Source organism: Corallococcus sp. AB018 (genome assembly GCF_003986945.1).
In the GTDB taxonomy this organism is placed as follows: domain Bacteria; phylum Myxococcota; class Myxococcia; order Myxococcales; family Myxococcaceae; genus Corallococcus; species Corallococcus exiguus.
This window is the reverse complement of record NZ_RAWR01000079.1, coordinates 15,013-40,676: the sequence shown is the minus strand read 5'-3', so window position 1 is coordinate 40,676 and position 25,664 is coordinate 15,013. Positions and strand designations below refer to the sequence as shown.

At 68.0% G+C, this 25,664-nt stretch carries 20 protein-coding genes; 17 read left to right on the top strand and 3 right to left on the bottom strand.

The features are described from left to right. The 13 genes from D7Y11_RS18215 to D7Y11_RS18155 form a co-directional block, all read left to right on the top strand. The coding region (locus D7Y11_RS18215) for a type VI secretion system protein (RefSeq protein ID WP_148139213.1) at window positions 1–3,556 on the top strand (3,556 nt) is incomplete at its 5' end. Then, a complete protein-coding gene (gene tssA, locus D7Y11_RS18210) occupies window positions 3,553–4,611 on the top strand; it encodes a type VI secretion system protein TssA (RefSeq protein WP_120574299.1) in 1,059 nt (352 codons plus the stop codon). The genes D7Y11_RS18215 and tssA, both read left to right, overlap by 4 nt. A gap of 33 nt (window positions 4,612–4,644) precedes the next feature. After that, the gene (gene tssB, locus D7Y11_RS43835) at window positions 4,645–6,132 is read left to right on the top strand and encodes a type VI secretion system contractile sheath small subunit (RefSeq protein ID WP_199753747.1); all 1,488 of its coding nucleotides are present in this window, start codon (window positions 4,645–4,647) and stop codon (window positions 6,130–6,132) included. 21 nt (window positions 6,133–6,153) lie between these two features. After that, window positions 6,154–7,647: a type VI secretion system contractile sheath large subunit gene (tssC, locus tag D7Y11_RS18200; RefSeq protein ID WP_126934314.1), complete on the top strand. Its 1,494-nt coding sequence runs from the start codon at window positions 6,154–6,156 to the stop codon at window positions 7,645–7,647. Window positions 7,648–7,674: 27 nt separating this feature from the next. Then, window positions 7,675–8,181, top strand: a complete 507-nt coding sequence (locus tag D7Y11_RS18195; RefSeq protein ID WP_126934313.1) for a type VI secretion system tube protein Hcp — start codon at window positions 7,675–7,677, stop codon at window positions 8,179–8,181. A gap of 31 nt (window positions 8,182–8,212) precedes the next feature. Further along, entirely contained in the window at window positions 8,213–8,689 is a 477-nt protein-coding gene (gene tssE / locus D7Y11_RS18190) for a type VI secretion system baseplate subunit TssE (RefSeq protein WP_126934312.1), read from the top strand. After that, window positions 8,686–10,530, top strand: coding sequence for a type VI secretion system baseplate subunit TssF (gene tssF / locus D7Y11_RS18185; protein ID WP_158641959.1), 1,845 nt, complete (start codon window positions 8,686–8,688; stop codon window positions 10,528–10,530). The genes tssE and tssF overlap by 4 nt, the downstream gene beginning before the upstream one ends. Beyond that, window positions 10,494–11,477 (top strand): type VI secretion system baseplate subunit TssG, encoded by a 984-nt coding sequence (tssG, locus tag D7Y11_RS18180; RefSeq protein WP_126934310.1) that lies wholly within the window; start codon window positions 10,494–10,496, stop codon window positions 11,475–11,477. The genes tssF and tssG overlap by 37 nt, the downstream gene beginning before the upstream one ends. A 7-nt stretch (window positions 11,478–11,484) precedes the next feature. Continuing rightward, on the top strand, window positions 11,485–13,476 hold the full coding sequence (locus tag D7Y11_RS18175; RefSeq protein WP_126934309.1) for a type VI secretion system Vgr family protein: 1,992 nt from the start codon (window positions 11,485–11,487) through the stop codon (window positions 13,474–13,476). Beyond that, a complete protein-coding gene (locus D7Y11_RS18170; RefSeq protein ID WP_126934308.1) occupies window positions 13,473–14,093 on the top strand; it encodes a toxin-antitoxin system YwqK family antitoxin in 621 nt (206 codons plus the stop codon). The genes D7Y11_RS18175 and D7Y11_RS18170 overlap by 4 nt, the downstream gene beginning before the upstream one ends. Beyond that, entirely contained in the window at window positions 14,090–14,479 is a 390-nt protein-coding gene (locus tag D7Y11_RS18165; protein WP_126934307.1) for a DUF4280 domain-containing protein, read from the top strand. The genes D7Y11_RS18170 and D7Y11_RS18165 overlap by 4 nt, the downstream gene beginning before the upstream one ends. Window positions 14,480–14,522: 43 nt before the next feature. Beyond that, window positions 14,523–15,266, top strand: coding sequence for a hypothetical protein (locus tag D7Y11_RS18160; protein ID WP_126934306.1), 744 nt, complete (start codon window positions 14,523–14,525; stop codon window positions 15,264–15,266). A 195-nt stretch (window positions 15,267–15,461) separates the two neighbouring features. Then, window positions 15,462–16,466, top strand: a complete 1,005-nt coding sequence (locus tag D7Y11_RS18155) for a hypothetical protein (RefSeq protein WP_126934305.1) — start codon at window positions 15,462–15,464, stop codon at window positions 16,464–16,466. Between the two features lie 136 nt (window positions 16,467–16,602). Here D7Y11_RS18155 and D7Y11_RS18150 read toward each other — a convergent pair whose 3' ends face one another. Beyond that, entirely contained in the window at window positions 16,603–16,866 is a 264-nt protein-coding gene (locus tag D7Y11_RS18150; protein ID WP_120574311.1) for a hypothetical protein, read from the bottom strand. A gap of 268 nt (window positions 16,867–17,134) precedes the next feature. On the opposite strand from D7Y11_RS18150, the gene D7Y11_RS18145 reads away from it, so the two are divergent. After that, on the top strand, window positions 17,135–17,962 hold the full coding sequence (locus D7Y11_RS18145) for a carboxymuconolactone decarboxylase family protein (protein ID WP_233607324.1): 828 nt from the start codon (window positions 17,135–17,137) through the stop codon (window positions 17,960–17,962). An 11-nt stretch (window positions 17,963–17,973) separates the two neighbouring features. After that, the gene (locus D7Y11_RS18140; RefSeq protein WP_120574313.1) at window positions 17,974–18,207 is read left to right on the top strand and encodes a tautomerase family protein; all 234 of its coding nucleotides are present in this window, start codon (window positions 17,974–17,976) and stop codon (window positions 18,205–18,207) included. Between the two features lie 19 nt (window positions 18,208–18,226). Here the strand turns inward: D7Y11_RS18140 and D7Y11_RS18135 are convergent, their stop codons facing one another. Further along, window positions 18,227–18,988, bottom strand: coding sequence for a ferredoxin--NADP reductase (locus D7Y11_RS18135; protein ID WP_126934315.1), 762 nt, complete (start codon window positions 18,986–18,988; stop codon window positions 18,227–18,229). A 490-nt stretch (window positions 18,989–19,478) separates the two neighbouring features. Here D7Y11_RS18135 and D7Y11_RS18130 point away from each other — a divergent pair, with 490 nt between their 5' ends. Both D7Y11_RS18130 and D7Y11_RS18125 read left to right on the top strand, forming a co-directional pair. Beyond that, window positions 19,479–19,979, top strand: coding sequence for a hypothetical protein (locus D7Y11_RS18130; RefSeq protein ID WP_126934304.1), 501 nt, complete (start codon window positions 19,479–19,481; stop codon window positions 19,977–19,979). Then, window positions 19,976–21,004 carry a hypothetical protein gene (locus tag D7Y11_RS18125; protein WP_126934303.1) on the top strand — a complete coding sequence of 343 codons (1,029 nt, stop codon included), beginning with the start codon at window positions 19,976–19,978 and terminating at the stop codon, window positions 21,002–21,004. The genes D7Y11_RS18130 and D7Y11_RS18125 overlap by 4 nt, the downstream gene beginning before the upstream one ends. Window positions 21,005–21,067: 63 nt before the next feature. Here D7Y11_RS18125 and D7Y11_RS18120 read toward each other — a convergent pair whose 3' ends face one another. Beyond that, window positions 21,068–25,663 (bottom strand): caspase family protein, encoded by a 4,596-nt coding sequence (locus D7Y11_RS18120; protein WP_126934302.1) that lies wholly within the window; start codon window positions 25,661–25,663, stop codon window positions 21,068–21,070. Between the last annotated feature and the right edge of the window lies 1 nt (window position 25,664).

Sequence of the window (25,664 nt, the reverse complement as noted above, 5' to 3'; positions counted from 1 at the left end):
GATCTTCAACGAGGGTCAGGTCATCGACCTGCCGGGGCTGACGAAGTCCGCCGAGCCGTCCTTCCGCTCCGCGCTGAAGTCGCTTCGCGGCGCCCGGCCCCTGCGCCCCATCGACGCGGCGGTGCTCGCCCTCCCGGCCGCGTTGCTGCTGGGGACGGACCGCGCCTCCCGCGAGAAGGCCCGCGCGCAGGCGGACGCGGTGGCGAAGGGCCTGCGCACGCTCCAGGACGAGCTGGGCGTCTGCTTCCCCATCTACGTGCTGTTCACACAGGCCGAGGTCCTCCCCGGGTTCGCCAGCTTCTGCCGCGCGCTGCCCTCGGACATGTGGAACGAGATGTTCGGCTGGTCCAACTCGCATCCGTTCGAAGCGGCGTGGCGCGCCGAATGGATCCCCGAGGCCTTCGAGCGCCTCCACGGGACGCTCACCCGCGTGCAGCTCGAGCTGCTCGCCAGCGAGGAAGGACAGAACGCGCAGGAGCGCGACGCGGCCTTCACCTTCCCCTCCGCGCTGCGGGGGCTGACCGAGCCGGCGCGCGCCCTGCTGGATCCCATCTTCCGGGCCAGCGTCCACCACGAGGCCCTGCCGTTGCGCGGCGTGTACTTCAACGGGGACCTCAGCGCGAGCGAGCGGCTCACGGAGCGAACCCTCGGAGCGCCCGCGCCCGGGCCGCACCCCATCTTCCTCACGCATCTGCTCGACCAGAAGGTCTTCCCTGAAAGCAGCCTGGCCCGTCCGTCCGCTTCGGAGAAGCGCCGCAACCAGCGGGCGCTGATGGCGCTGCGGTGGTCGCTGGCCGTGAGCGTGGTGCTCCTGCCCGTCGGCCTGTGGACGCTCGAACAGCGCCTGCGCGGTGACACGCGGCCCGTGGCCGAGGGCATGGCGGGGCTTGCCCGCCTGAGCACGGAGCGCGCCCAGGGAGCGCCGGACGCGGAGGCTGAACGCCGCCGCGCGGCGACGGTCCTCCAAGAGCTGGCGAAGCTGCCCGGCACGCCCGCGTCGACCCTGGCCGGACAGCTCCAGGACGCGCTCCGCGTCAGCTTCGAGGACCTGGTGCTGCCCACCCTCCACCGGGAGCTCGGAACAAGGCTCCGGCAGATCCTCGACGGTGAGGTCCAGCACCCCGCGCTTCCTGACGGCCTGCTTGCTCCCGAGGAGACCCCCGAGTTCCAGGCGCTGCGCTCGCTGGATCAGGAGCTGGCCATTTTCACCGCCCAGGTGGATGCGTTCAATGCCCTGCAAGGCCAGTCCGGACGCAAGCGGCTGGAGACGGTGGACGGGCTCGCGCGGTACCTGCTGCATGCCGACCCTGGCACCGCGTTCCTCCAGAACGGCGCGCGCTACGAAGAAGCGCTCGCGCAGGCCTCCGCGCCCCGCTTCGAGGCGTCGTTGCAAGAGGCGGCGCCCCGCCGGGCCACCGCGCTCGCCGCGAAGCTCTCGCGCCGCCTGTTCGTGGAGAACCCGCTGGAGGCGCGGCTGGCGGCGTGCGTCGCCCTGGCCACCCGGCTGGAGGGACGTGGCGGGGAAGGCACGTCCGTGGCCCGGACGGCCCGTGAGCTCGCGCAGGCATTGGAGCGTCTGCGGACGGAGCTGGCCCGGCCCGGGGCTGTCTGGCTTGGCCCGCCTGGCCTGGGGAAGTCCCTCACCGGGCTGCTGGACTCCGTGCGCAAGTCGCGCGCGCTGGGTGAGCCGGCGGCGGCGGACATGGAGCGGCAGTGGACGGGAGAGCTGGACGCGCTGAAGGAGCGGCTGTGCGCGCTCTCCACGCGGGCCACGGGGCCCCTGCTGGCGCGCGACGAACAGGGCTGCAAGCTGGAGCTGTCCGCGGGCGCGCTCGCCCTGGAGAAGGCGCTGAAGGACCTGCTCGCCCAGGGCTTCATGGCCGAACCCGACGCGCCCCCGCCCGCTTCGTCCAAGGGGCCCGTCCGCGTCTTCTGGTCCGAGCCCGCGCTGGACGAAGCCCTCCGCCTCACGAAGCTCTACGAAGGCTTCCTCACCGAGGGGCTGGCGGCGTTCCCCGGCGAGCTGCACGAGGTGGTGGCGGAGGTGGCCCGCCAGCAGCTGGAGCGCCGGCTGAGCGTCCAACTGCTCCGCGCCCGGAAGCTGGAGGCGATGCCGGCGGGTGAAGCCGCCACCCACTCACCCCAGGCCGAGTCCCAGCTCGCCGCCGAGCTGGCCAACCTCAAGCAGGTGGACGGCAAGTTGCGGCAACTGCGCGACCTCGGAGACCAGCTCCTCCTGATCAGCACCCGTCAGGAATTGGGAGACCTGCTGGCATCCCAGGCAGGAAGCCTGCTGGAGCGCGTGGACGCCCTCTTCGAGCGGGACACGCTCTACGCGCCGGATCCGCGCTTCTCGCGGTGGCAGGGAAGGTCTCCGGCGGCGCTGGAGGCCTTCGGGGTGTCGGACGCCGTGGCCCTGGGGCAGTACCTCAAGACGCAGCGCACCCGCGCCGCCACGCTGGCCCGGGACTTCGCCACCCTGCCCGTGTCGCTGCTGTGGGAGGTGTCCGCCACCAGCGAGCGTCCTCCGCTGCTCCTCAAGTGGCGCCGCATCGGGGACGAGCTGCGCGACTGGGAACAGCAGGTGCCCGGCAACTCCGTCCAGGCGCTGGAGTCGTTCGTCCAGCAGGGCCTGATGAACGTCACCCGCGAGCACTGCCTCCAGGGCCTCCCGCCCGCCGGAGACGCGGGCAAGGACTTCTTCCTCGCCCGCCGCGCCAGCCTGCAAGGCCTGGTGGCCCGCCGCTGCGACCAGCTCGTCAGCGATCAACTGGGTGAGTCCTACGCCCGGCTCGCGCGCCGCTTCAACACCACCCTGGCCGGCCGCTTCCCGTTCACCACCGACGCGGTGGAGGCCCCGGACGCGCCCCTTCCGGAGGTCCGTGCCTTCTTCCTCGCGCTGGACGAGGTGCTGCCCCTGGTGGACGTCCCGGAGCGCCGGTCGCTCCCGGCCGAGGCACTCGCCTTCCTGGAGCAGGCCCGCGCCACCCGCGCCTTCCTCGCGCCGTTGCTCGTGGACGAGGACGAGGGGCAGGCCGGCTACGGCCTCAAGCTGGAGCCCCGCGTCAACGTGGGCGAGGAGCGGCTCGCCAATCAGATCATCACCTGGAGCCTGGTGATGGGCGGACGGCGGCTGGCCGCGGGCAAGCCGGGCGCGTGGCATCCCGGGGAGCCCCTCCAGGTGGCGCTGCGCTGGGCGAAGGACGCCCCTTCCGCGCCCCTCGCTCGCGGAGAGGCCTGTGGCGGCCCGCGAGCCCCGGACGCGACGGCACGCTTCGAGTTCGGCGGCACCTGGGCCCTGCTGCGCCTCCTGCGTGCCCAGCAGGGCCGGCCCACGGACTTCGGCGGCGGCGCGGATCCGCGGCCACACACCCTGCGCTTCGCCATCCGTGTCGAGGAGAAGCAGAGCCGCCTCTGCGAGCAGGCGGTGGCCTTCCTCCGCGTTCCCCTCACCGGCCTGGAGGGCAAGACCCGCTTCACCTCGCCCCGTCTCTGGCCCACGCGCGCGCCGTCGGGTGCACCCGCCACCTCACTGACCCGGAACTCCACGCCATGAGCGCCCCCCTGCTCGACCTCGAGAAGCTGCTCGCGCCCGTCTCCGAAGACGCTCCAGCGGGCCCCCACCTGCGTCACGATCTGACGTACGACGCCATCCGTGAGGCCCGGCGCGAAGACGATCCCGCGCTGCTGAAGGACATCGGGCGGGACCAGTTCAAGCACGCCCACTGGCGGCAGGTGGCCCAGCTCTGCCAGGAGGCGCTGCCGCGATCCAAGGACCTGCAGCTCGCGGCCTGGCTCACCGAAGCGCTGCTCGAACTGCATGGCCTCCAGGGACTCGCGGAGGGACTGCGCCTGCTGGCCGCGCTGGCTGACAGGTATTGGGACACCGCCTGGCCCGCGCTGGAGGGCGGCGATGTCAGCCCTCGCGTCTCGGTGCTCGAATGGCTCGACCGGAACGCGACCCCGAGGCTCAAGCGCATCCCGCTCTCCCAGCCCACGGGAGGCAGCGGCACGGCCTGCTGCTACGCGGACTGGGAGCGCATCCTCCACCGCGAGAAGCATGAAGCGCGGTCGCGCGACGACGAGCCGGCGCGGGACGGCTCCCAGCCCCTGGACGCCCAGGGCTTCCTGAGCGCCCTGCGGTCCACGCCCGCGGCCTTCTACCCTCCCCTGGGCCAGGCCCTGCGCGAAGTGAACGACGCGGCGCTGGAGGTGGAGAGCGTCTTCTCACCGCACCTGGACGAGGAGCGCCCCCTGCTCGGCCAGCTCCGGCGCGCGCTGGAGGACCTGCGGACGGTGCTGGCGCCGGTCAGTGACCTGATGGAGCCCCCGGCCCGGAGCGACCCTGCGTCCCCGCCGGATCCATCCGCGCCCATCCCGCCCGTGGCCCCCCGGAGCTCCATCCAGAGCCGGACTGAAGCCTATCAATGGCTGACAGAGGCCTCCGACTACCTGCTCCGCACGGAGCCCCACAGCCCCACGCCCTATCTGGTGAAGCGGGCCGTGCAGTGGGGAGCGATGCCGCTCGGGAGACTCCTCGAGGAGCTGGTCCCAGGCACGGACGACCTCAAATCCATCTTCGCGTTGCTCGCCATCCGGGACGCGAAGTGAAGCGCGCAACCCACGAACAGGAGAAGCAAGACCATGAGCAGTGAAAGCAAGCAGCACTGGCTGGACCGGAACAGGCCGCCGCGGGTGCAGATCACCTACGACGTGGAGACGCTCGGCTCCGCCAAGAAGATGGAGCTCCCGTTGGTGGTCGGCATCCTCGCGGACCTGCTGGGCGACACCGTCCTGAGCGACCCGCTCAAGCAGCGCAAGTTCGTCCAGATCGACCGCGACACCTTCGACGACTTCATGGGCAAGCTCGCGCCCACGCTCAAGCTGGGCGGGAAGGCGGGCCCGGCCGGGCTCACCTTCAAGAAGATGGAGGACTTCGAGCCGCTCCAGATCGTGAAGCAGGCCCCCCAGCTGAGCAAGCTGCTGCGCGAGCGCCAGCGCCTGGTGGACGTGGTGGCGCAGCTGAGCGGCAACGACAGCCTGAACACCTCTTTCCAGAAGGTGTTCAGTGCCGACTCCGCGGCCCTCAGTGTCAAGAAGACTCAAATCCAGGAGCAGCGCCAGCCCTTCAAGGGGGCTCGCGACGCCGCCAAGACCCTCACTGCGAAGGCCCAGGTGTTCATGGAGCGTCTGGAGGCCGTGGCCAGCGTCATCCACGTGGCCCAGCAGAGCCAGCGCGTGGCGGGGGCCTTCGACCACCTGACGCGGCTGCTCCCGGGAGAAGACCTCTCGGAGCTCAAGACAGGTGACGCGGCGAAGCTCAAAACCTACCGGGAGCAGCACCAGGGCCTCCTGGCGCCTGATGCCAGCAAGAGGATGGAGGGCGCGATTCAAGCGCTGGAAGGCGCGTTCAGTCAGACGCCACCTGACGACGCCGTGAGCGCGCAAGCACAGAAGGACCTCGGAGGCCCGGCGGCAGGCCTCAAGGCGCTCACCGATCTCACCGCCGGCATCGCCGACCCAACCAAGCGCGCCCAGGCCTTGGACGTGCTCCGCAAGATCGCCAAGGGGGCCAGTGCCATCGGTGATGCCCTGAAGAACCTGGAGGAGGCCCCCGGCGTCAACGCAGCGGAAAAGGCCCGCGACGAGAAGATGTTCGAGGCCGCCAAGGACCGCATCAAGAAGACGTCGCTGGCGAACGCAGACAAGATCATCGCGGAGAGCGAGACCTTCGCCAAGGACCCGAGCAAGCCCGACTCGCTCCAGAATGAGCTCAAGGCTGCCTTCCCCAGGCCGCTCCCGGAGGAACTGGAGCTCTCCCAGGTTCAGGTGCTGCTCGGGCACCAGCAGAAGATCATGGACGGCGCGGAGGCCCGGGTCATCCAGGCCCACCGCTTCATGGATGCCAGGTCGCAGGAGAAGGCCCTCGCGGCGCGCGATGAGGCCCGCCAGGTCCTGGAGACCGCGGAGAAGCTCGAAGGCCTCGTCAAGGTGCTGGACGGCAGCCCCCCCGAGAACCCGGAGCAGCTCGAGTCCGTCCATCAGCGCGTGGAGGCGCTCCGCGGTGCCGCCGACGCCGCCGACGCCGAGACCCGGCTGCAGCTCGAAGCCTTCGACAGCCTCCACTCGTAATCCCAGCCCAGGAACCCAGCCATGCCCTCAGCAAACGCAACGATTGATTCGGAGTTGGTGACAAACCTCGTCAAGCAGATCAAGGGGGTGATTCCAGACGAGACCCTACGGAAAGACGAAGAGCAGGCGCTGAACGCGCTCCTCCTCGATCTCATCCAGACCCGGGAGGTGGTGGTCGGCCCCAATACGGTGACGATGCTCCAAGTCCAGATCGCCCAGATCGACGAGGAGCTCTCCCTGCTCCTCAACGCCATCCTCCACGACAAGGACTTCCAGAAGCTGGAGGCCACCTGGCGGGGCCTGCACTCGCTGGTGAAGAACACGGAGACCGGCACCGGCCTCAAGCTGCGCGTGATGCACGCCACGCAGAAGGAGCTGCGGGTGGACCTGGAGAGCGCCATCGACTTCGACCAGAGCGCGCTCTTCAAGAAGGTCTACGAGGAGGAGTACGGCACCTTCGGCGGGCATCCGTTCAGCCTGCTCATCGGCGACTACGAGTTCACCCACTCGCCGGAGGACGTGGCGCTGCTGACGAACCTCTCCAACGTGGCCGCCGCCGCCCACGCGCCCTTCCTCGCCGCCGCGAGCCCCCAGCTCTTCGGCCTCAAGGACGGCAACTTCACCGGGCTCGACGTGCCCCGCGACCTGGCCATGCGCTTCGAGGCGTCGGACATGATCAAGTGGCGCAGCTTCCGGGAGACGGAGGACTCGCGCTACGTCACCCTGGTGCTGCCACGCGTGCTGATGCGCCTGCCCTACGGCAAGGCCACGGTCCCCGTGGACGGCTTCACCTTCGAGGAGGACCTCAGCGTCGCGGGCAACGGCGGAGACGGCGCCAAGGCCCACGGCAACTACCTGTGGGGCAACGCCGTCTGGAAGCTGGGCGAGCGCATCACCCACGCCTTCTCGCTGTACGGCTGGTGCGCGGCCATCCGCGGCTTCGAGGGCGGCGGCACCGTCTCCGACCTGCCCCTGCACACCTTCACCACGGACAGCGGTGAGGACGCGGTGAAGATCCCCACGGAGCTGGCCATCACCGACCGCCGGGAGAAGGAGCTCAACGACCTGGGCTTCCTCGCGCTCGTCTACCGCAAGGGGGACGACAAGGCCGTCTTCTTCGGCTCGCAGACCACCAACAAGCCCACGAAGTACGCCAGCCTGGACGCCACCGCCAACGCGCAGGTGTCGTCGATGCTGCCCTACCTGCTCGCGGCCTCGCGCTTCGCCCACTACATCAAGGCGATGATGCGCGACAAGGTTGGCAGCTTCATGACGCGCGGGAACGTCGCCTCGTTCCTCAACAACTGGATCAGCGACTACGTCCAGCTCAACGACGAGGCCTCCCAGGACATCAAGGCCAGGCAGCCGCTGCGCGAGGCCCGGATCGACGTCACCGAGGTGCCCGGCAAGGTGGGCTCCTACAAGGCGGTCGTCTACCTCAAGCCGCATTTCCAGCTCAACGAGCTGAACGCCTCCATCCGGCTCGTCGCCAGCCTGCCTCCGCCCGCAGCCTGAACCCTCTCACGTCTGGAATAACCCGCCATGCAAAACATCTACATCAGCTTCCCTGACGTCAAGACGCTCGCTGGCCAGTCCACCACCACGGAAGGCAAGGATCAGATCGAGCTGCTCTCGTTCAGCCACGGGGTGTCCATGCCGCTCTCCGCGGGCGCGCCCTCCAACACCAGCCGCAGGCACGGCCGGTGTTCCCACCAGGACTTCACCATCACCAAGTACGTCGACACGGCGTCTCCGTCCCTCAACCACTACTGCAGCGGTGGCAACACCCTGAAGAAGGCCATCATCACCATCTACCAGGCGAGCGAGGAGGACTCGAAGAGCGCGCCGGTGGCCTTCTTCACCTACGAGCTGGACAACGTGCTCATCAGCTCGGTGTCGGTGGGCGCGGGCGGCGGGGACCTGCCCATTGAAACCATCTCGCTCAACTACACGGCGATCAAGTGGGCCTACAAGAAGCAGAAGCAGGAGAGCCCGGGCACCGCCAGCGGTGATGTCTCGTCGTCCTGGGATCTGACGAAGAACGCGTAGGTCCCCGCGACAGGGGCACCGGAGCCACGAGATGAAACAGCGCAATGACAATCATGTGGCCCCGATGCCCCTGTTCGACCGGCTCATCGACGATGAGCCGAGGCGGCGGAGCGGCCCACCCCTGCCGAAGACCTTGAGCGAGGAGCAGCTGCGGGAGTCGGTGCACCGGGAGCTGACCCGGCTGCTCAACACCCGGGGCCGCCTCTCGCTCCAGCAGGCGGAGACGCTCGCCCCGGACGCGTGGACCGTCCTCGACTACGGCCTGCCCGACGTGGCGACGCTCCGCTCCGCGTCGGCCACGGACAGGGCCCGGCTGGCCCAGGTGCTGTCACGCACCATCACCGCCTTCGAGCCCCGGCTGGGCGAGGTGCGGGTCGCGGTGGAGCCGCACGCCACCCGCGAGGACGTGCTGCGCGTGCTCGTGTCCGGCCTGCCGTGGATGCAGCAGCGGGCCGAGCCCCTCACCTTCGCCCTGGAACTGCGCGACCGCGCGGGAGGTCCCACGTGAAGTCCAGAGATGCCCTGCTGCGGGTGTATCAACAGGAGCTGGATCAGCTGCGCGAGTCGTCCGAGCGCTTCGCCGCGAAGTACCCCAAGGTCTCCCAACGGCTGGGCCTGGTGGACAAGGCCTGGGACGATCCGCACACCGCGCTGCTGATGGAGTCCTTCGCGTTCCTCACCGCGCGCGTGCAGCACGGCTTCCAGCAACAGCTCCCGGAGATCAGCACCGCCCTGCTGGGCCTCATCGCGCCCCATCTGGTGGAGCCGATGCCCTCCATGGCCATCGCCCGCCTGGTGCCGCAGCCCGGCGCCGTTCCTCGGGACGGTCTGAAGCTCCCTCAAGACACCCCGCTGTTCGCGAAGGACGCGCGCAGCAAGGCCACCTGCTGGTTCCGCACCCGCTACCCCACCACGCTGTGGCCCGTGGAGGTGAAGGAGGTCCGCATCCGCGCCATCCAGGACTTCAAGCCCCTCTGGACGGAGCGGGGCCCCGCCCAGGCGGTCTTGTGGATCCAGCTGGAGTCGCAGCGTTGCGCCTTCGCCGACCTGGAGATGGATACGCTCCGGCTGTTCCTCGGGGGAGGCCCCCTGGAGTCCTCCAGGCTCTACGAGCTGCTCGCGGGGCACGCGCTCGGACTGGCCGTCCTCTCTGGCGAGCGGCGAGATTCGCAGGAGCGTGAGCTGCGGCTGGTGCCAGGACAGCCCATCCGGCCGGTGGGGTTCGCGGCGGATGAAGCGATGCTCCCGGGCCACCGGAACGGGCGGACCGGTCACCGGCTCCTGCAGGAGTACTGCGTCTTCCCGGAGAAGTTCCTGTTCTTCGACCTCGAGCCCGGCCGGCGGAACGTCCAGGCGGCGAAGGGCAACCGCCTGGAGTTGGCCATCCCGCTGGACGTCAAACCCGACGACCCGCCTGCCTTCTCGGAGCGCAGCCTGCTCACGGGCTGCACCCCCGCCGTCAACCTCTTCTCCCGGGTCAGCGAGCCCATCCGGGTGGACCACCGGCGCACCGAATACCGGCTGGTTCCCGACGCGCAGTGGGAGTCCATCACGGAGGTGCACTCCATCCAGGAGGTCCGCGCCTCCACGAACGAGAAGGATCCGACCGGTGTGGTGGCGCCCATGTTCGCCTTCAACCACCCCGTCGGGCAGCGCGAGCCCCGGACGTTCTGGAGCGCGCGCCGCGAGCCCGCCCGTGGCGAGCAGGCGCTCGGGACGGACCTGTACCTGTCCTTCCTGGACCTGGACTTCAACCCCAGCGTCCCGGACGAGCGGACGCTCTACGCGCGCATCCTCTGCACGAACCGGCACCTCGCCTCACAGCTGCCTTCGGGCGCGTTGCTGCAGTGGGAGGGAGGCCTCCCGCTCCAGGAGGTCCGCCTCCTGAATGCGCCGACGCCGCAGCGGGACCCACCGCTGGGAGGGAGCACCCTCTGGCAGTTCGTCTCACAGGTCTCCTTCGGCCACCACTCGATCACCGCGCTCCCCAATGGCGTGGAGGTGCTGCGGGAGATGATCCGGCGCCACGGGCACGAAGGCGACGAAGCCCTGGAGGACCAGCTCCAGGGGCTGCTCAAGCTGGAGAGCCGCGAGTTCGTGCACCCGATGGCCGCCGACGGCTGGCGCGGCTTCTGCCGGGGTCAGGAGCTGGCGCTCACCGTGGATGAGTCGCGGTTCGTGGGCGGCAGCGCGCTGCTCCTGAGCGCGGTGCTCAACCATTTCCTCGGGCTCAACGCGCCGGTGAACACCCTGGTCCGGCTGACGCTCGAAGCGCACAACCCGCTCACCGGAAAAACGGAGAGGAGGAAGCAATGGCCGCCCATGTCCGGCGAGATGCACGTTCTGTGAACGAGCGGTTGAGGGACGAAGCGCACCGCTTCGACTTCTACCAGGCCGTGCGCATGCTGAAGGCGGACCCGCGAAAGCCGGTGCGCTTCCGCTCCACGACGTCCATGGCGTTCCCCGCCACGGACGTGGACTCGCTCCGCCGGGACGAGGACGGGACGCTGGAGCTGTGGGTGAACTTCCTCGGGCTGGCCGGAGCGCACGGCCCCCTGCCGGATCCGTTCACCGAGCTGCTCCGCGACCGGCTCCGCGACGGGGACTCCGCGCTGCGGGACTTCCTGGACATCTTCAATCACCGCCTCGTGTCCCTGATGTACGAGGCGCGCGCCCAGCGGCGGGTGGGCATGGGGGTGACGCATCCCCGGCGCCACCCCTTCGCGCGGTACCTGAGCGCGATATTGGGCACGCTGGATTGGCCGGAGCGGCTCCAGCTGGGACTGATTCCCCACACCCGGGTCCTCACGTCGGGTGCGCACGACTCCATGTCGGCCCTGGAGCAGCTGCTGGAGGAGCGGCTGGGAGCCCGCGTGCAGGGCCAGCCGTTCGTGGGCGAATGGCTCCCGCTCGCACCCGAGCAGTGGACGCGCCTGGGCACGAGCAGCCTGGCGCTGGGCCGGGGCGCGGTGCTGGGCACGCGCGCGTGGGATTCGCAGGCGCGCTTCACGCTGCGGATCGGACCGCTGCCGTGGCGCGAGTTCATCCAGCTCCTCCCGGGCCGCACCGGCTTCGAAACGGCTGTCACGTACACCCGCCTGGTGGCGCCGCCCCACCTGACCTTCGACTTCGTGCTGCTGCTGGATGCGAAGGAGGTCCCCGAGCTGAGGCTGCGAGGCCGCCGGAGGATGAATCGCGGTCCGAGGCTGGGGCGGTCCTCCTGGCTGCACCCCATCCCACCGTCGGCCGCCCCTTACGAGGTGCGCCTCTCCAGCCGTCTCATCCGCGACGCCTGAGCCGCCCATGGACACCCAGGACTCCCTCTACCTGAGCATCGAGACGCCGCTGGGCAAGGACGTGCTGCTGGCGCGCTCCTTCCATGGCGAGGAGCGCCTCTGCGCGCCCTTCCGCTTCGACCTGGAGCTGCACTCGCGCCACGGCGACCTGGACTTCACGCAGGTGGTGGGCCAGGGCGCCACGGTGATGCTGGAGCTGCCGGACGGCACGCCGCGCTACTTCCACGGGCTCGTCACGCGCTTCATCCAGGCCGGCACGCGCAAGGACTTCACCACCTACTTCGCGGAGCTGCGGCCCTGGCTGTGGCTGCTCACGCTCACGCGAGACAGCCGCATCCACCAGAACCTGAGCGTGCCGGAGATCGTCGAGGCGACCTTCAAGCGCCACAACCTGGGCGAGTTCCGCAAGGAATTGAAGGGCACCTATGCCGCGCGCGACTACTGCGTGCAGTACCAGGAGAGCGACTTCGACTTCGTCTCGCGGCTCCTGGAGGACGAGGGCATCTTCTATTTCTTCGAGCACGCGCAGGGGAAGCACACCCTGGTGCTCGCGGACGACGCCTCCGCCCACGCAGCGTGCCCGGGCCTGGAGCAGGTGCGCGTGGCGGGACAGGAACCGGCACCGCGGCCCGAGGACACCCTCACCGAGTGCACGCTGGAGCAGCAGGTCGTCCCGACCGCGCACGCGATGGGGGACTTCGACTTCGAGGTCCCCGCCACGCCCCTGAGCGCGGAGGTGCCCGCGAGCGCCAGCCTCTCGCTGAGGCGCTACGAGTACCCCGGCGGCTTCCTGAAGCAGGCGGATGGAGAGGCGCGGGTGAAGCTGCGCAAGCAGGCCGCCGAGGCGCCGGCGAAGACGCTGAGTGGACGGGGCCGGGTCCGGGCCTTCACCTCGGGAGGCAGGTTCACGCTCGCGGAGCACGACCGGGCCAGCATCAACGGGGACTACGTGCTGCGCCAGGTGGTCCACGCGGCGACGGACGAGGCGTACAGCAACAGCTTCGAGGCCTTCCCGGCGGACGTCCCCTTCCGGCCCGCGCAGCGGACGCCCCGTCCGGTGATGGTGGGCGCGCAGACCGCCCTCGTCGTGGGCAAGAGCGGCGAGGAGATCTGGACCGACAAGTACGGGCGCGTGAAGGTGCAGTTCCACTGGGATCAGCAGGGCCAGAGCGACGAGAACAGCTCGTGCTGGATCCGCGTGGCGCAGGGTTGGGCGGGCAAGTCGTTCGGCAGCATGTTCCTGCCCCGCGTGGGCCAGGAGGTGCTGATTACCTTCCTCGAAGGGGACCCGGACCGGCCGCTCGTCACGGGCGGCATCTACAACGCCCAGCAGACCGTCCCCTACGCGCTTCCTGAGAACCAGACGCGAAGCACGCTCAAGACGCAGTCCTCCAAGGAGGGCGACGGATTCAACGAGCTGCGCTTCGAGGACAAGAAGGACGAGGAGGAGGTCTTCCTCCAGGCCCAGAAGGACCTGAACGTCACTGTCAAGAACGCCCGGACGACGACCATCGAGGAAGCGGACGACACGTTGACCGTGAAGAAGGGCAACCGCGTCATCACCGTGGAGACGGGGGATGAGACCCACGACGTCAAGGGCAAGCGGACGCTGACCGTTACCGGTGAGGAGTCGCACACCAGCAAGGCGAAGTTCACCCACGACGTGGGCGGCGACTACGTGCTCACGGTGAAGGGGGACCTGACGCTCGACGTGACGGGCGCCGTGACGATCAAGGCTGGCAAGTCGCTGACGCTCAAGGCGGAGCAGGAGCTGACGGTCACCGCCGGCACGAGCCTCACGCAAAAGTCGGGAACAGACTTCACCAACGAGGCGGGAACCAGCCTGACGAACAAGGCGGGGACGGCGCTGACCAACAAGGCGGGAACGAACCTGGTCAACGACGCGGGCATGGAGCTGACCAACAAGGCCAGCATGTCCCAGACCGTGGACGGCGGCGCGATGCTCACCGTGAAGGGCGGATTGGTGAAGATCAATTGAGCCCGCCCAATGACAAGACCGCCACGGTGACCGAACGCGACGAGCAGGGCCGCAAGCGCAAGCAATACACGCTCGACGCCGACGGCAAGCCACACGGAGTGCTGATGCTGTACGAGGAAGGCACGCTGGCGCAGCAGTTCACGTTCCGCCACGGGGTGCTGCATGGCGAGGCGTTGGTGCATGAGCAAGGACAGCCAAGGCTCATCCAGACCTTCGCCCGTGGGGTGTTGCACGGCCCCTTCACCGCGTTCCACGCCGGGACGGGACAGCCCTCGCTGAAGGCCCACTACCGGGACGGAAAGTTGGACGGAGACCACGAGAGCTTCAGCCCGCGTGGGGCCCTGCTCCGCAAGGCGAGCTACGTGAAAGGCCAGCTCACGGACGAGGTCGTTGAGTTCCAAGACAACGGGCAACTGCGCACCCGGACGGCCTATGTGGATGGCAAGCCCCACGGCGAGGCCCTGGAGTTCCATCCGGACGGGAAGCTCGCGAAGCGGACGGTCTTCGAGCACGGCGTGCCCGTCGAAGGTCCGGTGGAGTTCGCGCCGGAGGATTCCCGCTCGTGGCTCATCAAGGCCGCGGCGTGGCTGAACAATCCGAAAGGGAAACCGACATGAGTATCCAGACCTGTATGGGAGCCACGATGCAGTGCAGCTTCGGAGTGGCGCCGAGCACGTTGGTGGTGCTGCCCGCGAACCGGGTGCTCGTCGGCGGGCCTCCGGCGGCGACGATCATGGACCACGCGCCGTTCGTGAACATCCTCCCGTTCGGGATGTGCACCTCGGTGAGCAACCCCACCGTGGCCGCCGCGACGGCCGCCGCCCTGGGCGTGCTTGTGCCCATGCCCTGCGTGCCGGTAACGCCCGCGCCCTGGCTGGCCGGAGCGCCCACGGTGCTCATCGGGAACATGCCCGCGCTGAACAACACCTCGAAGCTGATGTGCACCTGGGGAGGCGTGATCCAGACGCTCTCCCCCGGCCAGGCCACGACCCAGGTGCCCTGAGCCAACACCCTTCCCCGCAACACCCACCCAGAAGGAGCAGTCCATGCCCACGCCACAGCCGAATGTCGTTGCCTCGAAGCCTCCCCAGGTGCTGCCCCAGGACCTGGAAAATAAGGCCAGGGAAGTGGATGAGCAGCTCAAGCTGCAGCAGGACGAGTTCGAGCGGAACCAGATCGAACTGGAGACGGCCCAGGCCGAGTGGCTGATCGCCGAGATCGACGCGGAGCTCGCGATCGCCCTCTTGGACAAGGAGCGGCGCATCGAAAAGGCCCGTCCTCCGGTGGACGAGGTGGAGAAGGCCCGGACGGAGGCGAAGAAGCAGTTCGAGGCCTTGAAGAGGGAAGAGCCGGAGAAGATCGTCGCCCTGCAGCTCGCACGCGACGGCAAGGCGGCGGAGCTTGAGAAGCTGGTGCCTCCGCAGGACGTCGCCACGAGGGCGCTGAAGGCGGCGGAAGAAGCCCTTGCCGCGGCGAAGGCGCAGAAGGAGTCCGCGGACAAGGCTGCCACCGAAGCCAAACAGGCGCTGGACAAGGCGGAGGGGGAGCTCAAGGCCGCGCTCGACGAGCGGGCGAAGCTCTCCCTGGAAGATCGCGCCAAGGCCCAGGACAAGCGGCGCACGTGGATGGAGGCCGAAGCCGAGCTCAAGAAGGCCGAGGCGCGGTTCCACGCCGAGAAGCTCGAGGCGGAGAAGGAGTACGCGAAGGCCGCCAGCGACGCGCGCAAGCGCCAGCTCGCCATCGTGACGGCTCTTCCCAGCAAGGCGCGCCCTGCCCCCGTCGCGGGCTGAGGCGCACGAGACGTATCGGAACGAACGACTGATCCAGTCCCGGGAGCGCGAGAGGGCGTCTTCGCCTCTCGCTCTTTTTCATAAACATCACCAATACCACCTCACAGCCCCACCACAGCACTTCCGCATCAGACACCCATGCTCACACATCTACTCGTAAAATCAGGTTCGAAGACTGCATTTATGGAAGCGCGCATGCTCCTTCACATCCTGGAGCACGTGATGACAGGCGCCCCCTCGACAGATCCCGCCCAGGATGGAACGATCGCCACCAACGCCTACGACTTAAACGCCATGAGCCCTAAGGAATGGCTTGGCGTGGCCAAAGCACAGCATGCCGCACAGGGCGAACACTGGATGAGACTGGGCGGTCGACTGCTTCATATTGACACCCAGCTCTACGTGAGCGACCGAGGCCCAGCGGAAAACCGAACAAAGATCGTGAAGGATGCCTTCAACGACGGCATAGCGCCATCATATCGAGAGATCGCGCGACGATTGAAAGCCGACGGAATCGACAGTCCAACCATGAGCAAAAAGTTCGCAACGAACATGCGCGCCCTGCTCAAGAACACGAATGGAGGAACACGTGAGACACACGGCAATATGCTTCCAGTCCTCACAGGCGCCATGTTCATTGCGGAGACGCGACGAAACGCAAAGGCATTTCCGATAAACCTGATGCTATTGGATTTCGCAGAAAAGATGCAAACGTACGGCAGGGCGGAAAGAAAGGTCTTCACCTGGGAAAAAATCCTCTGGCACCCAGAGGCTATTGATCTGGATTCCGGAGCGCCCAATCCCGGGCCATTAGCTAGAAGCTCTGTGGCGAAGAAGCAGGCCGGGCCTCTACACAAGGGCAGCACAGAGGTCCTTACTATCGGAGGCTTGCACCGCGTTGGCGGAAAGATGCCTTCGAGCCCCACCTTCGGCGGCAGCGGCGGCGACCCAATCGGCGGCGGCGCAGCAGGCTTTAATTACATTCACCAAAAAGAGGCATCAATCCTCATTCGCTGGCTGGCACTCAAAAACAAAGCCATGAAATGGGAAGCCTGCACGGGAACGCCAAATAACGCATCCACACTGAACCACAACATAAACCACCACAACTACAAGACAGGAGACTTCAAGACAGCCACTGACCAAGTCATTAAGAATCTTAACGAGAGAATCAGCAAATGGGATTTGATGCTCTCCTGACCTTTCAGAAATATAGCTGCCTGTCGGTGTTAACGCCCACGTGCCGTTCTTGCCCCTCCAGAGACGAAGAAAGCCGGCGGCACTGTGGCCACCGGCCTTGCTCTTCATGGCTCCGACGTCAGATCGCAGTCGGGTTTCAGAGCAGGCACTTCAGGGTCGAGGGATCGCACTCGTAACCCTGGTTGCAGTACTTCAACTCGCAACACGGCTGCTTCCAGGCGCCGCAGCCCGGCTTGTTCTGGGCGGAGACGTCGTCCGAGACCGCATCCGTCGTAGGAGCCTGGACATCGGCCGAAACGCCTTCCGTCGGGTCAACGTCCGCCGTCTCCGTTCCACCACAGGCCAGCGCAAGGGACAGCCCCATCACAACGAAAGCACTCTTCACGACACGCGTCAGCATCGGGAGCTCCTCTCGGGTGAGTACCGCGCCTGTCTGAATATCGGAAATCGGCAAGTCCTTGCAATTCAGCAAGGCCAAAACCAATCACCTGAAACATCACGTCGCATTGGGATTGAAGCCCGGGTGTAGAGCTTCACGGCGCGCTCATTATCAAACCTGGGTTCAAAGCCCGTTCACGCCTGCCTCCTGGCGGCCGGTGGAAGCTGGGCGTACCCATCCCGGCATGAGACCGTGCAACCCGCTGCGTCTGTCATGCATCCTCGCTGCCGTGGCCCTCCCCCTCGGGGCCCCGGTGGCGGCGACACCGGCCCAGGGAGGCCCGGAAATCGCCATCTCACGCGGAGGCTCGCGACCCGTGGAGTTGGCGGAGGCCGAGCACTTCACCGGCACCGTGCACCGGCAGGCCCTCTTCGGATCGAACCCACCCGGGCGGGCGACCGGAGGCTCCGTCACCTTCGAACCCGGCGCCCGCGCCGCGTGGCATGTCCATCCTCTGGGACAGACCCTCATCATCACGGCCGGCACCGGGTGGATCCAGCGCTGGGACGGCCCCGTTCAAGAATTCCGGGAGGGCGACGTGGTGCGCATCCCCGCGGGCGTCAAGCACTGGCACGGTGCCACGGCGAACACCCGGATGAGCCACATCGCCGTCCAGGAGGAGCTCGACGGCAAGAACGTGACCTGGCTGGAGAAGGTCAGCGACGAGCAGTACGCCAAGGGGCCGTCCGCGGCCCAGGGAGCCATGAACATGAAGAAGGAACCTTCCGCGCTGAAGAAGCAGCTGGGCGACTTCGCGCCCAAGATGGTGCAGCTCACGGATGACGTGCTGTTTGGCGACGTCTGGGAGCGCACGGAGCTCGCGCCTCGCGACCGCAGCCTCGTCACCGTCGCCGCGCTCACCATGGGCGGCAACACCGAGCAGCTGCCCTTCCACCTGAAGAAGGCCCGGGAGAACGGCGTCTCGGAGCCGGAGCTCGTCGAGGCGCTCACGCACCTGGCCTTCTACTGTGGCTGGCCCAAGGCCCTGTCCGCGATGAACGTCGCGAAGGAGACGTTCAAGACGCCTGCCCCCGCGAAGGACCCGTCCCAGAAGTAGAGGATCGGCCCATGCCCCACGTCACCGTGAAGCTCTACCCCGGCAAGTCCGAGCAGCAGAAGACCCAGCTCGCCGAGCGGATCGTGAAGGACGTGATGGAGGCCCTCGGCAGCACCGAGGGCGCCATCTCCGTCGCCATCGAAGAGGTCTCCCCGACGGACTGGCCGGAGACGGTCTACCGGCCGGAGATCGCCAGCCAGTGGGACCGCCTCTACAAGAAACCCGGCTACAACCCGCTCAAGTAGGCAGCGGGTCGTGGCCGCTTCAGCGCTCGGCGAAGGCCTTCTCGGTGACGTAGTGGCCGGGCTCTCCGGGGGTGCCTTCCCGGAAGCCGCGCTCCTCCAGCATCGTCGTGAGCTCCGAGAGCATGCCGGGGCTGCCACAGAGCATCACCCGGTCGACCTCCGGGTTCAGCGGCGGCAGGCCCACGTCCTTGAACAGCTTCTCGCTCTGGATGAGGTCGGTGATGCGGCCCGTGTTGCGGAAGTCCTCGCGCGTGACGCTCGGGTAGTACGTGAGCTTCTGCTTCACCAACTCCCCGAAGAACTCGTTGTGCGGCAGTTCGTGGAGGAAGAGGTCGTGGTAGGCCAGTTCCTCGGCCCGCCGACAGGTGTGCGTGAGGATGACGCGGTCGAACTGCTCGTACATCTCCGGGTCCTTCACCAGGCTGAGGAAGGGCGCCAGGCCCGTGCCCGTGCTCAGCATGTAGAGGTTCTTGCCGGGGAGCAGGTGCTTGAGGACGAGCGTGCCGGTCGCCTTCTTGCTGACCAGGATGTTGTCGCCCTCCTTCAGGTGCTGCAGCCGGGAGGTCAGGGGCCCGCCGGGCACCTTGATGCTCAGGAACTCCAGGTGGTCGTCATAGTGCGCGCTCACCATGCTGTAGGCGCGCAGCAGCGGGCGGGCCTCCACTTCCAGGCCGATCATCGTGAACTGGCCGCTGGCGAAGCGGAAACCCGGGTCCCGCGTGGTGACGAAGCTGAAGAGGGTGTCAGTCCAGTGGTGCACGCGCAGCACGGACTCCTTCATGAGACTGCTCACGGTTGTTGCTCCAGAAGAGGGCCGGCGGCGTTCTAGACCACCCGAACGCGCCAGTTAACGGGCGATGTTGTGCGACAGATTCCCCCCTCCGTACCAGAGGAAGAGCCCCGGCGGGCAGCCTTGCGCTTATCGGCGGGTTCAGGTCTCCAGGGGGTCCGCCGGCCAGGACGGGCCTCTCCTGCGTCCCAGGGCGCCCTGAAACCGTCCTTCGGGGTTGACGCGTGCCCGTTTGACGCTCGGAAGGCGGTCCGCGAAGCCATTGACGAGCAGCTGATTGCCATTGAGTCCTCCCTGGCCGGTTTCGGCCATGGTCGGACATGGCCCTGGCGGAAATCGGCCACTCTCCCCCAGGGCGCGCCGCGACCACCGCCCTTCCTCCCCGAAGCGCCCGTGCATGACGGGAAGGGCACGGTGATTGCTGTTGACCCGGCGACGGAACGCCAGGCCCGGCGTCGCCGCATCCCTCAAGGGGGGAATCATGGCACCCAGGAATCCATCGTTGCTGCCGCGCTACGAGTCACTGCGCGGTCAGCTCCAGCATGCGCTCGTGGTGGACGCACAGGCGGGAGAGTTGCTGTACACCTTGCGAGCGCTTGATGCGCCTCCGCAAGAGCTGCTGCCAAGGAACGAGGCGGTGGAGGCCGTGCCGCATGTGGAGCTGGCGTTCGCGTGGTACCCGGAGAACATCCCGCTCAGCCTCTACGTGTATTGCAACAACGTGGCGGTCCCCGGAGCCAAGGGCATCTTCTCCGGTGGGCGGCTCTTCGTGCCCATCCATCCCGCACAGCTGAAGCCCGGAGGACAGAGCAACGACGTGGTGGCCGTGATGCGCTTCCTTCATGGGGGCTGGAAGTATCAGCTCTGGGTTGACGTGGGCGGCCAGCGCAGGTTGCTGGACCAGGGGCGCGACAGCGACCCCAGCAACCCGAATGACGACAGCTTCATCCGAAAGGTGAGCTTCGGAGGACTGGGCGGATGAGCACGCACGGCTTCTTCCAGCGGCTCGCGCCTCGGGCCCTCGTCCTGGCCTGCTTGTCGGCCATGAGCGCCAGTGCGGGAGAGAACGACCTTCCTTCTCCAGCGGCCCGTGCCACCGACTCCGCGGTCGAGCGCAACAGCCAGCCCACGGTGGATCCATGGACCGCGTCGACGGCGTCGGCCCTCTTCAGCCGGCCGACGTTGGGCGAGACGTTCAAGTTCTCCAGTGAAGCCAGCAAGGCCGGGACGGTGATGTCGCTCGGCTTCTCACCCGGGTGGCTCTGGGCCCAGAACTCCGCCCTCCTGACGAACCTCCAGGTCATCGGCACGTACAGCATCGGGGACAACATCGGGTCCTTCGGCGTCAAGTGGGCCGCCCCCTTCCGGGATGTCCGCGCCTTCTCCGCCGTGGACTTGAAGAGAATCTCGGACGCTTCGCTGCCCATCTACGAGAAGTGCGACAAGGACGTGAAGGATAAGTCCGACGCCGCGGCCATCGCGGCATGTCGCAAGCTGCAAAGCGATGCCGAGGACAAGGAGATTGCCCGTATCAACGCCCAGCCAGGCCGCCTCGGGCTGAGCCTGGGCGCCAGCGTAGGCTACGGCTTCCGCTCCCGCCGGCTGGAGCGGGTGGCGGCGAACGTGGCCTATGACCAGAAGCTCTGGAGCGGCGCGTCGCTCATCCTCAACGCGGACCTGGAGTCCGAACCGCGGGAGCTTCAAGAGGACGCTGGCGTCCGCGTGGACCGCACCTGGAAGGCGGGAGGCAGCGCGGGCCTGGCCTGGAGGCCCGGGGCCGACTGGTTGAAGCAGCGGTTGGAGCTGTCCGCGGGCGCCAAGGCACTCGCCTGCCTCCAGAGCTGTGGCGAAAAGGCGTCCAGCGTGAAGTTCGGCCCTCAGGCCAGCTTCGCGCTGGACAAGGACACGGTGCTCGGCGCGTCTCTCAGCTGGTCGGCGGAGGCCGTGAGCCTGCGCGAAGCGCTGATCGGCGTGGCCGTGTCGCACAGCTTCGGGCTGAGCGAATAGCGCCCCTCCACGGGCCGTGGGCGCACCGGGGGGAGCGCCCGCGGACTCGCGGAGCGGGAGCCGTCAGTGCTTCCACTCGCAGGTAGGTCGGTACTCGTCATCCCGGACGAGGTCCGCCCACTCGGCGGGGCTGAGGTTGCGACGGAGGCGCGCGCAGGCCGCTTTGATCAGATCCACGGAATGGAGCGGGTAGACCTGGACCGAGTCGTCCCGCGCGGTCGCGAGCCAGTGGCCATCCGGACTGAATGCGACGTCCCAGATCGACGAATCGCCACCACTGAGCGACAAGGCCAGCGAGCCATCCACATTCCAGATGGTGGCCCGCCCCAACGCGCCCGCAGCCGCGAAGCGCGTCCCATCAGGCATGAAGCGCAGGGCCTCCAGCAGTGTCTCGAAGTGAAGTGCTCCCTGGGGCGAGTGCCTCCCGGTGGCGCCGTCCAGGAGCCACAGGTCTCCAAAATCGGTCGCGGAGACCAGGACCTTTCCGTCCGGGCTGAGTGCCATCTGGAAATACTCTCTGGACGTGTCGATGGGTGGGAGCAACACCGGCGGAGCCTTGCTGCTCCGAGAGTGGAGTTCGAACCACCCATCCTTATAAAAAACGACAACGCGCTCACCGTCATTGCTGATACCCACGGCATGGATTTCCACCAGAAAGCCACTCCGAGCTCTGCGAGGCAGCTCGGATGCTTTCTGGGATGTCTTCAAATCGTGTACCCGAAGGGTGCCGCTCTGCACGACGACAGCCCATCGGCAGTTCTCACTGAAGGCGGACTCAAGGACCTGGGCAGGTCCTGAGAGGTCCACGGGCTTGAGTTCCTTCCAGGTCTCCGTTTCCCAACGCCGCACCGAGTTCCTGTTGAGCAGCGCGACCAACGTGCCTTCGTCCCGGTCGAAGCAGAGAGCATGGACAGCGAAAACGGGAGGTTTCTTGTCCGTGGCGGATCGCAGCGGAAGGGCACTGACAGGAGTCCCCGACCTGGCCTGGAAGACGTCGATGCGCTCGCGCGTCAGTGTCGAAGCAAGCCAACGGCCATCCGGGCTCCAGGCGACCTGGGGTTGGGAAAGATGCGAATCGCCAGGGGGTGGGTGCCACACGAGGCTCGCGCCGTGCTCCGCCAGATTCCATACCTTGATCCCCTGCCGTCCCCGGGTCACCCCCAAGGCCCCGGTGGGGCTGAACCGGACATCCGCGAGCTGCTCCAGTCCCGTCTCCAGGAACCGGATCTCCTCATCCCGGTTGCCCAGCGGGGAACCTGGCTCCATGAGACGCCAGAGTCCGACATCCGCCACGGAGTCGGGTCCTCCCAGGGCGTTCTCTCGCGAAGAAGCCACCAGCAACTCACCGCCAGAGGGATGGAATGCCAGCGCCTTGATGGGCTGAAGCATCGAAAGCCGCATGGGCTCGATGAGGGAGCGCTCCTGTCCCCTTCCTCCCAGGTCGAAAAGGCGCACCGAGCCCATCGCCGTCCCCAGCGCCAGCGTCTCGCTGTCCTCCGAGAAGGCGAGGACGTTGATGGATTCATCGAACTGCTCCCTCTCCGAACGCACCACGCGACGCCGTGTCCTCCATGGATCCAGTTCGTGGATTCCGAGGGCACCTGGCTCCATCACGGCCAGCAACTTCCCGTCCGGGCTGAAAGCCACTGGCCCCAGCAGCGGGACCTCCGCCTCTGGCCCCAGGCCGCCGGAGGCCCTGGAAGCAGGAGGCAGAATCCGTCTCCGGCGGGCCGTATCCCAGAGCTGGACCTGATTATTTTCATCCAGCGTGGCCAGGAAGCGCTCATCGGGCCCCACGACAATCCGGGAGAAGGGGCCCTCGGGCAGCCAGGAAACAGGGGCTCCCGTCCTTCGCTCGCGAAGCTCTTCACGCGCTCCATACGAAAGGACGAGCCAGGTTTCGCGTGGGCTGAACCGGAGCCGCTCCACGGAGCTCCCGAGCGAGACACCTCGCGCCAGTGCCGTCGTGGCCCCATCCCACTTCGGCCAGAAGAAGACGTGTGTGCCCACGGCCACCGCGAGCGTCCCCGTCACCGGGCCGACATCCACGGCCAAGGCGCGATCGGTGAGCGTGGAGACCCGGGTGCCCGTGAGCGGGTCTACCACCACCGCCATCCCATCGCGGGTGACGACGGCCACGCGCCGTGAGTCGAGCGAGAAAGCAACGTCACGCAGCGGTCCGAAGCGCTCACTCCAGGCCGCGGGTGGAGGATTCATCTCCAGGCTTCGCCGGACGACCTGATCTCCCTCCGGTGTCGGGTGGCGCCGGAGCGACTCGATCCCCAGCAGCGTGCTCACCACCAGCCGCCGCGCCCCCGGAAGCATCACCATGCTCTCCGCCCGGGCCGCCAGGGTCCTGGCCAGGGCCTCCTCGCGGCGCTCCTCCGCGACCCACCGCAGGACGAGCAGCACCACGACCGCCACGGAGAAGACCGTGATGACGGAGGTCGTGAGGATCCGGTTCCGCCGCTCACGGGCGAGGCGCAGCCGCGTGCTCCGCGCCAGGAACTCCGTCTCCAGGGCGTTGAACCAGTACGGGTCGGTGCGCCGGAGCTGCTCCGCCAGTGGCAGCCGTCCATCCTCCCCCCAGAGGAGCGCATCGGCCCGCCCGCGCGCCTCCCAGTCGGTCGCCGCCTGACGCACCCGGTGCTGCAGGAGCAGGTTCTCCGGCCGCGCCTCGTCCCGCCACTCCAGCAGCCGGGTCCATCCCAGCAGGGCATCGTGCGCGGGCTCCACCGAACTCCCGTCCGACACCAGCAGGCGCGCGTTCACGAGTTGCGCCACCACGCTCTCCACGCGTGCGTCCTCGTCCTGCTCGCCCTGGCCGGTGACCTCGAAGCGCAGCTCGCGCATGGGCACGCGCCGCCTCGCCGCTTCGCCCGCCTCCGTGGCGCTCAGCCGCAGCAGGAGCCGGCGCATGCTGTCCTGGTGGGCAGGGGCGAGCTCGTCATGGACCCGCTCGGCCCGCTTCCACAGGGCCTTTCGCACCCCGCCCAACTCCACGTAGTCCGACTCCCGGAGCTTGCGATCCCCCGCCTTGAGGCAGGCGCCGTACAGTTCGCCGAGGGTGAACGAGAGCAGCGGGAGCGCTCCCGGCATGCTCGCCATATCGTCGAGTAGCCGTTCCACCAGCGTGGGAGGCTCGAAGAACAGGGCCCTCGCCGATGCCGGCCGGACGATGGCCGCGCGCAGTTCGTCCCGCTCCATGGGGGCCAGGAGCATCCGCGCCGCGTTCCACTGCTCTCCCAGCTCCGCGACCAGACGCCACTCACTGTCCAGCCTCAGGGTTCCCACCACACGCACCCGTCCCGAGGGGTGTTCGGCCGCCTCACGCAGGTCCGTGAGGAAGCGCGCACGTCGGCCTGCGTTCCGCTCGCGCGTGAACAACTCCTCCCACTGGTCCACCACCACGAGCAGCCGGGCCCCCTCTTCCGGATGGCGCCCCAGCCAGGTGGCCACCGCCGCGGACAGGCTCGGTGTCGCGGCGGCTTGTCCCAGCAGCTCTCGGGACGCGCGGGTGAGCGCCGCGCCAATGTCGTTCTCCGGCCGGAGCGGGCCCAGTACGTCCCAGCGAGGGGCGGGGGGCCTCATCGCCGCGAGCGCTGGCAGCAGCCCCGCCATCACCAGGCTGGACTTGCCTGTGCCCGACCGGCCCACCACCCCGGTCAGCGCCGCCTCGTGCACCCGCTCCGTCAGCACCCGCGTGAGCCGCTCGCGTCCGAAGAAGAGGTCGGCATCATCCACCTCGAAGGCGCCCAGCCCGCGGTAGGGGTTCGTCCGTGCGCTGAGCGCGGGCGTGCTGGTGAGCGTGAGTGGACGCCCCGGCACGCGGAACAGGAACTCGCCACCCTCGTGGTGCTCGAAGTGGGACAGGCCAGGTGTCTGCCGGACCTGCTCTCCGAAGGCGCCCTGGAGCCGGCGCTCCTGGAGGTAGACATAAAGCTCGGTCGCGGTGATGAGCCCGTCGCCTTCCACCGCGCCCGATGGCGGTCGGTCCGCCTCGGCCCGCAGCCCTTCGAGCAGTGCCTGGGCGAAGGGCGAGTGAGACTGCCCCTCGCGCTCGCGCCGGCCGAGCGCGTACCCCGCTCCGACGACGTCGAGCGCCTTCTCGTCGTGGGCCGCCGACGTCAGCACCTGGGCCGCGCGGTTGCGCAGGAAGTATTCGTAGCGCGCCTCGTACATCACCTCGTCGGCCAGGACCGCCTCCCGCCGATTGGCCCAGCGGAAGGTCGCCGCGAAGCAGCAGTCCAGGACCACCAGCAGGTGGTGACAGGGCAGCTCCGAGAGCCAGCGGTACACACTGCGCATCGGGAGGAAGCTCTCCTCGCGGGTCGCCTGGGCGTCCTGAGGAAGCAGGAACCCGTCCGGCCCCGTCTGGGCGCGCAGCACCACCCCATGTCCCGCGTAGTAGACGAGCAGTCGCGAGCGGTTCGGGGCCATGCCCTCGAACCTCTTGGGGAGCTCCTCCTTGAAGAGGTGCACGAGCCGCGCGCGTGTCGCGTCCGTGTCCAGCAGCATCAAGACCGTGTAGCCATGGGCCTGCTCCAGGAGCTGTCCCACCGCCTCCGCGTCCGCGGTGGCGGTCCGCAGGGGGCTCACGCCATTCCCGTAGTCCTGGATGCCGATGACGACCGCGAGGCTGAGCTGGAACTGTTCCATG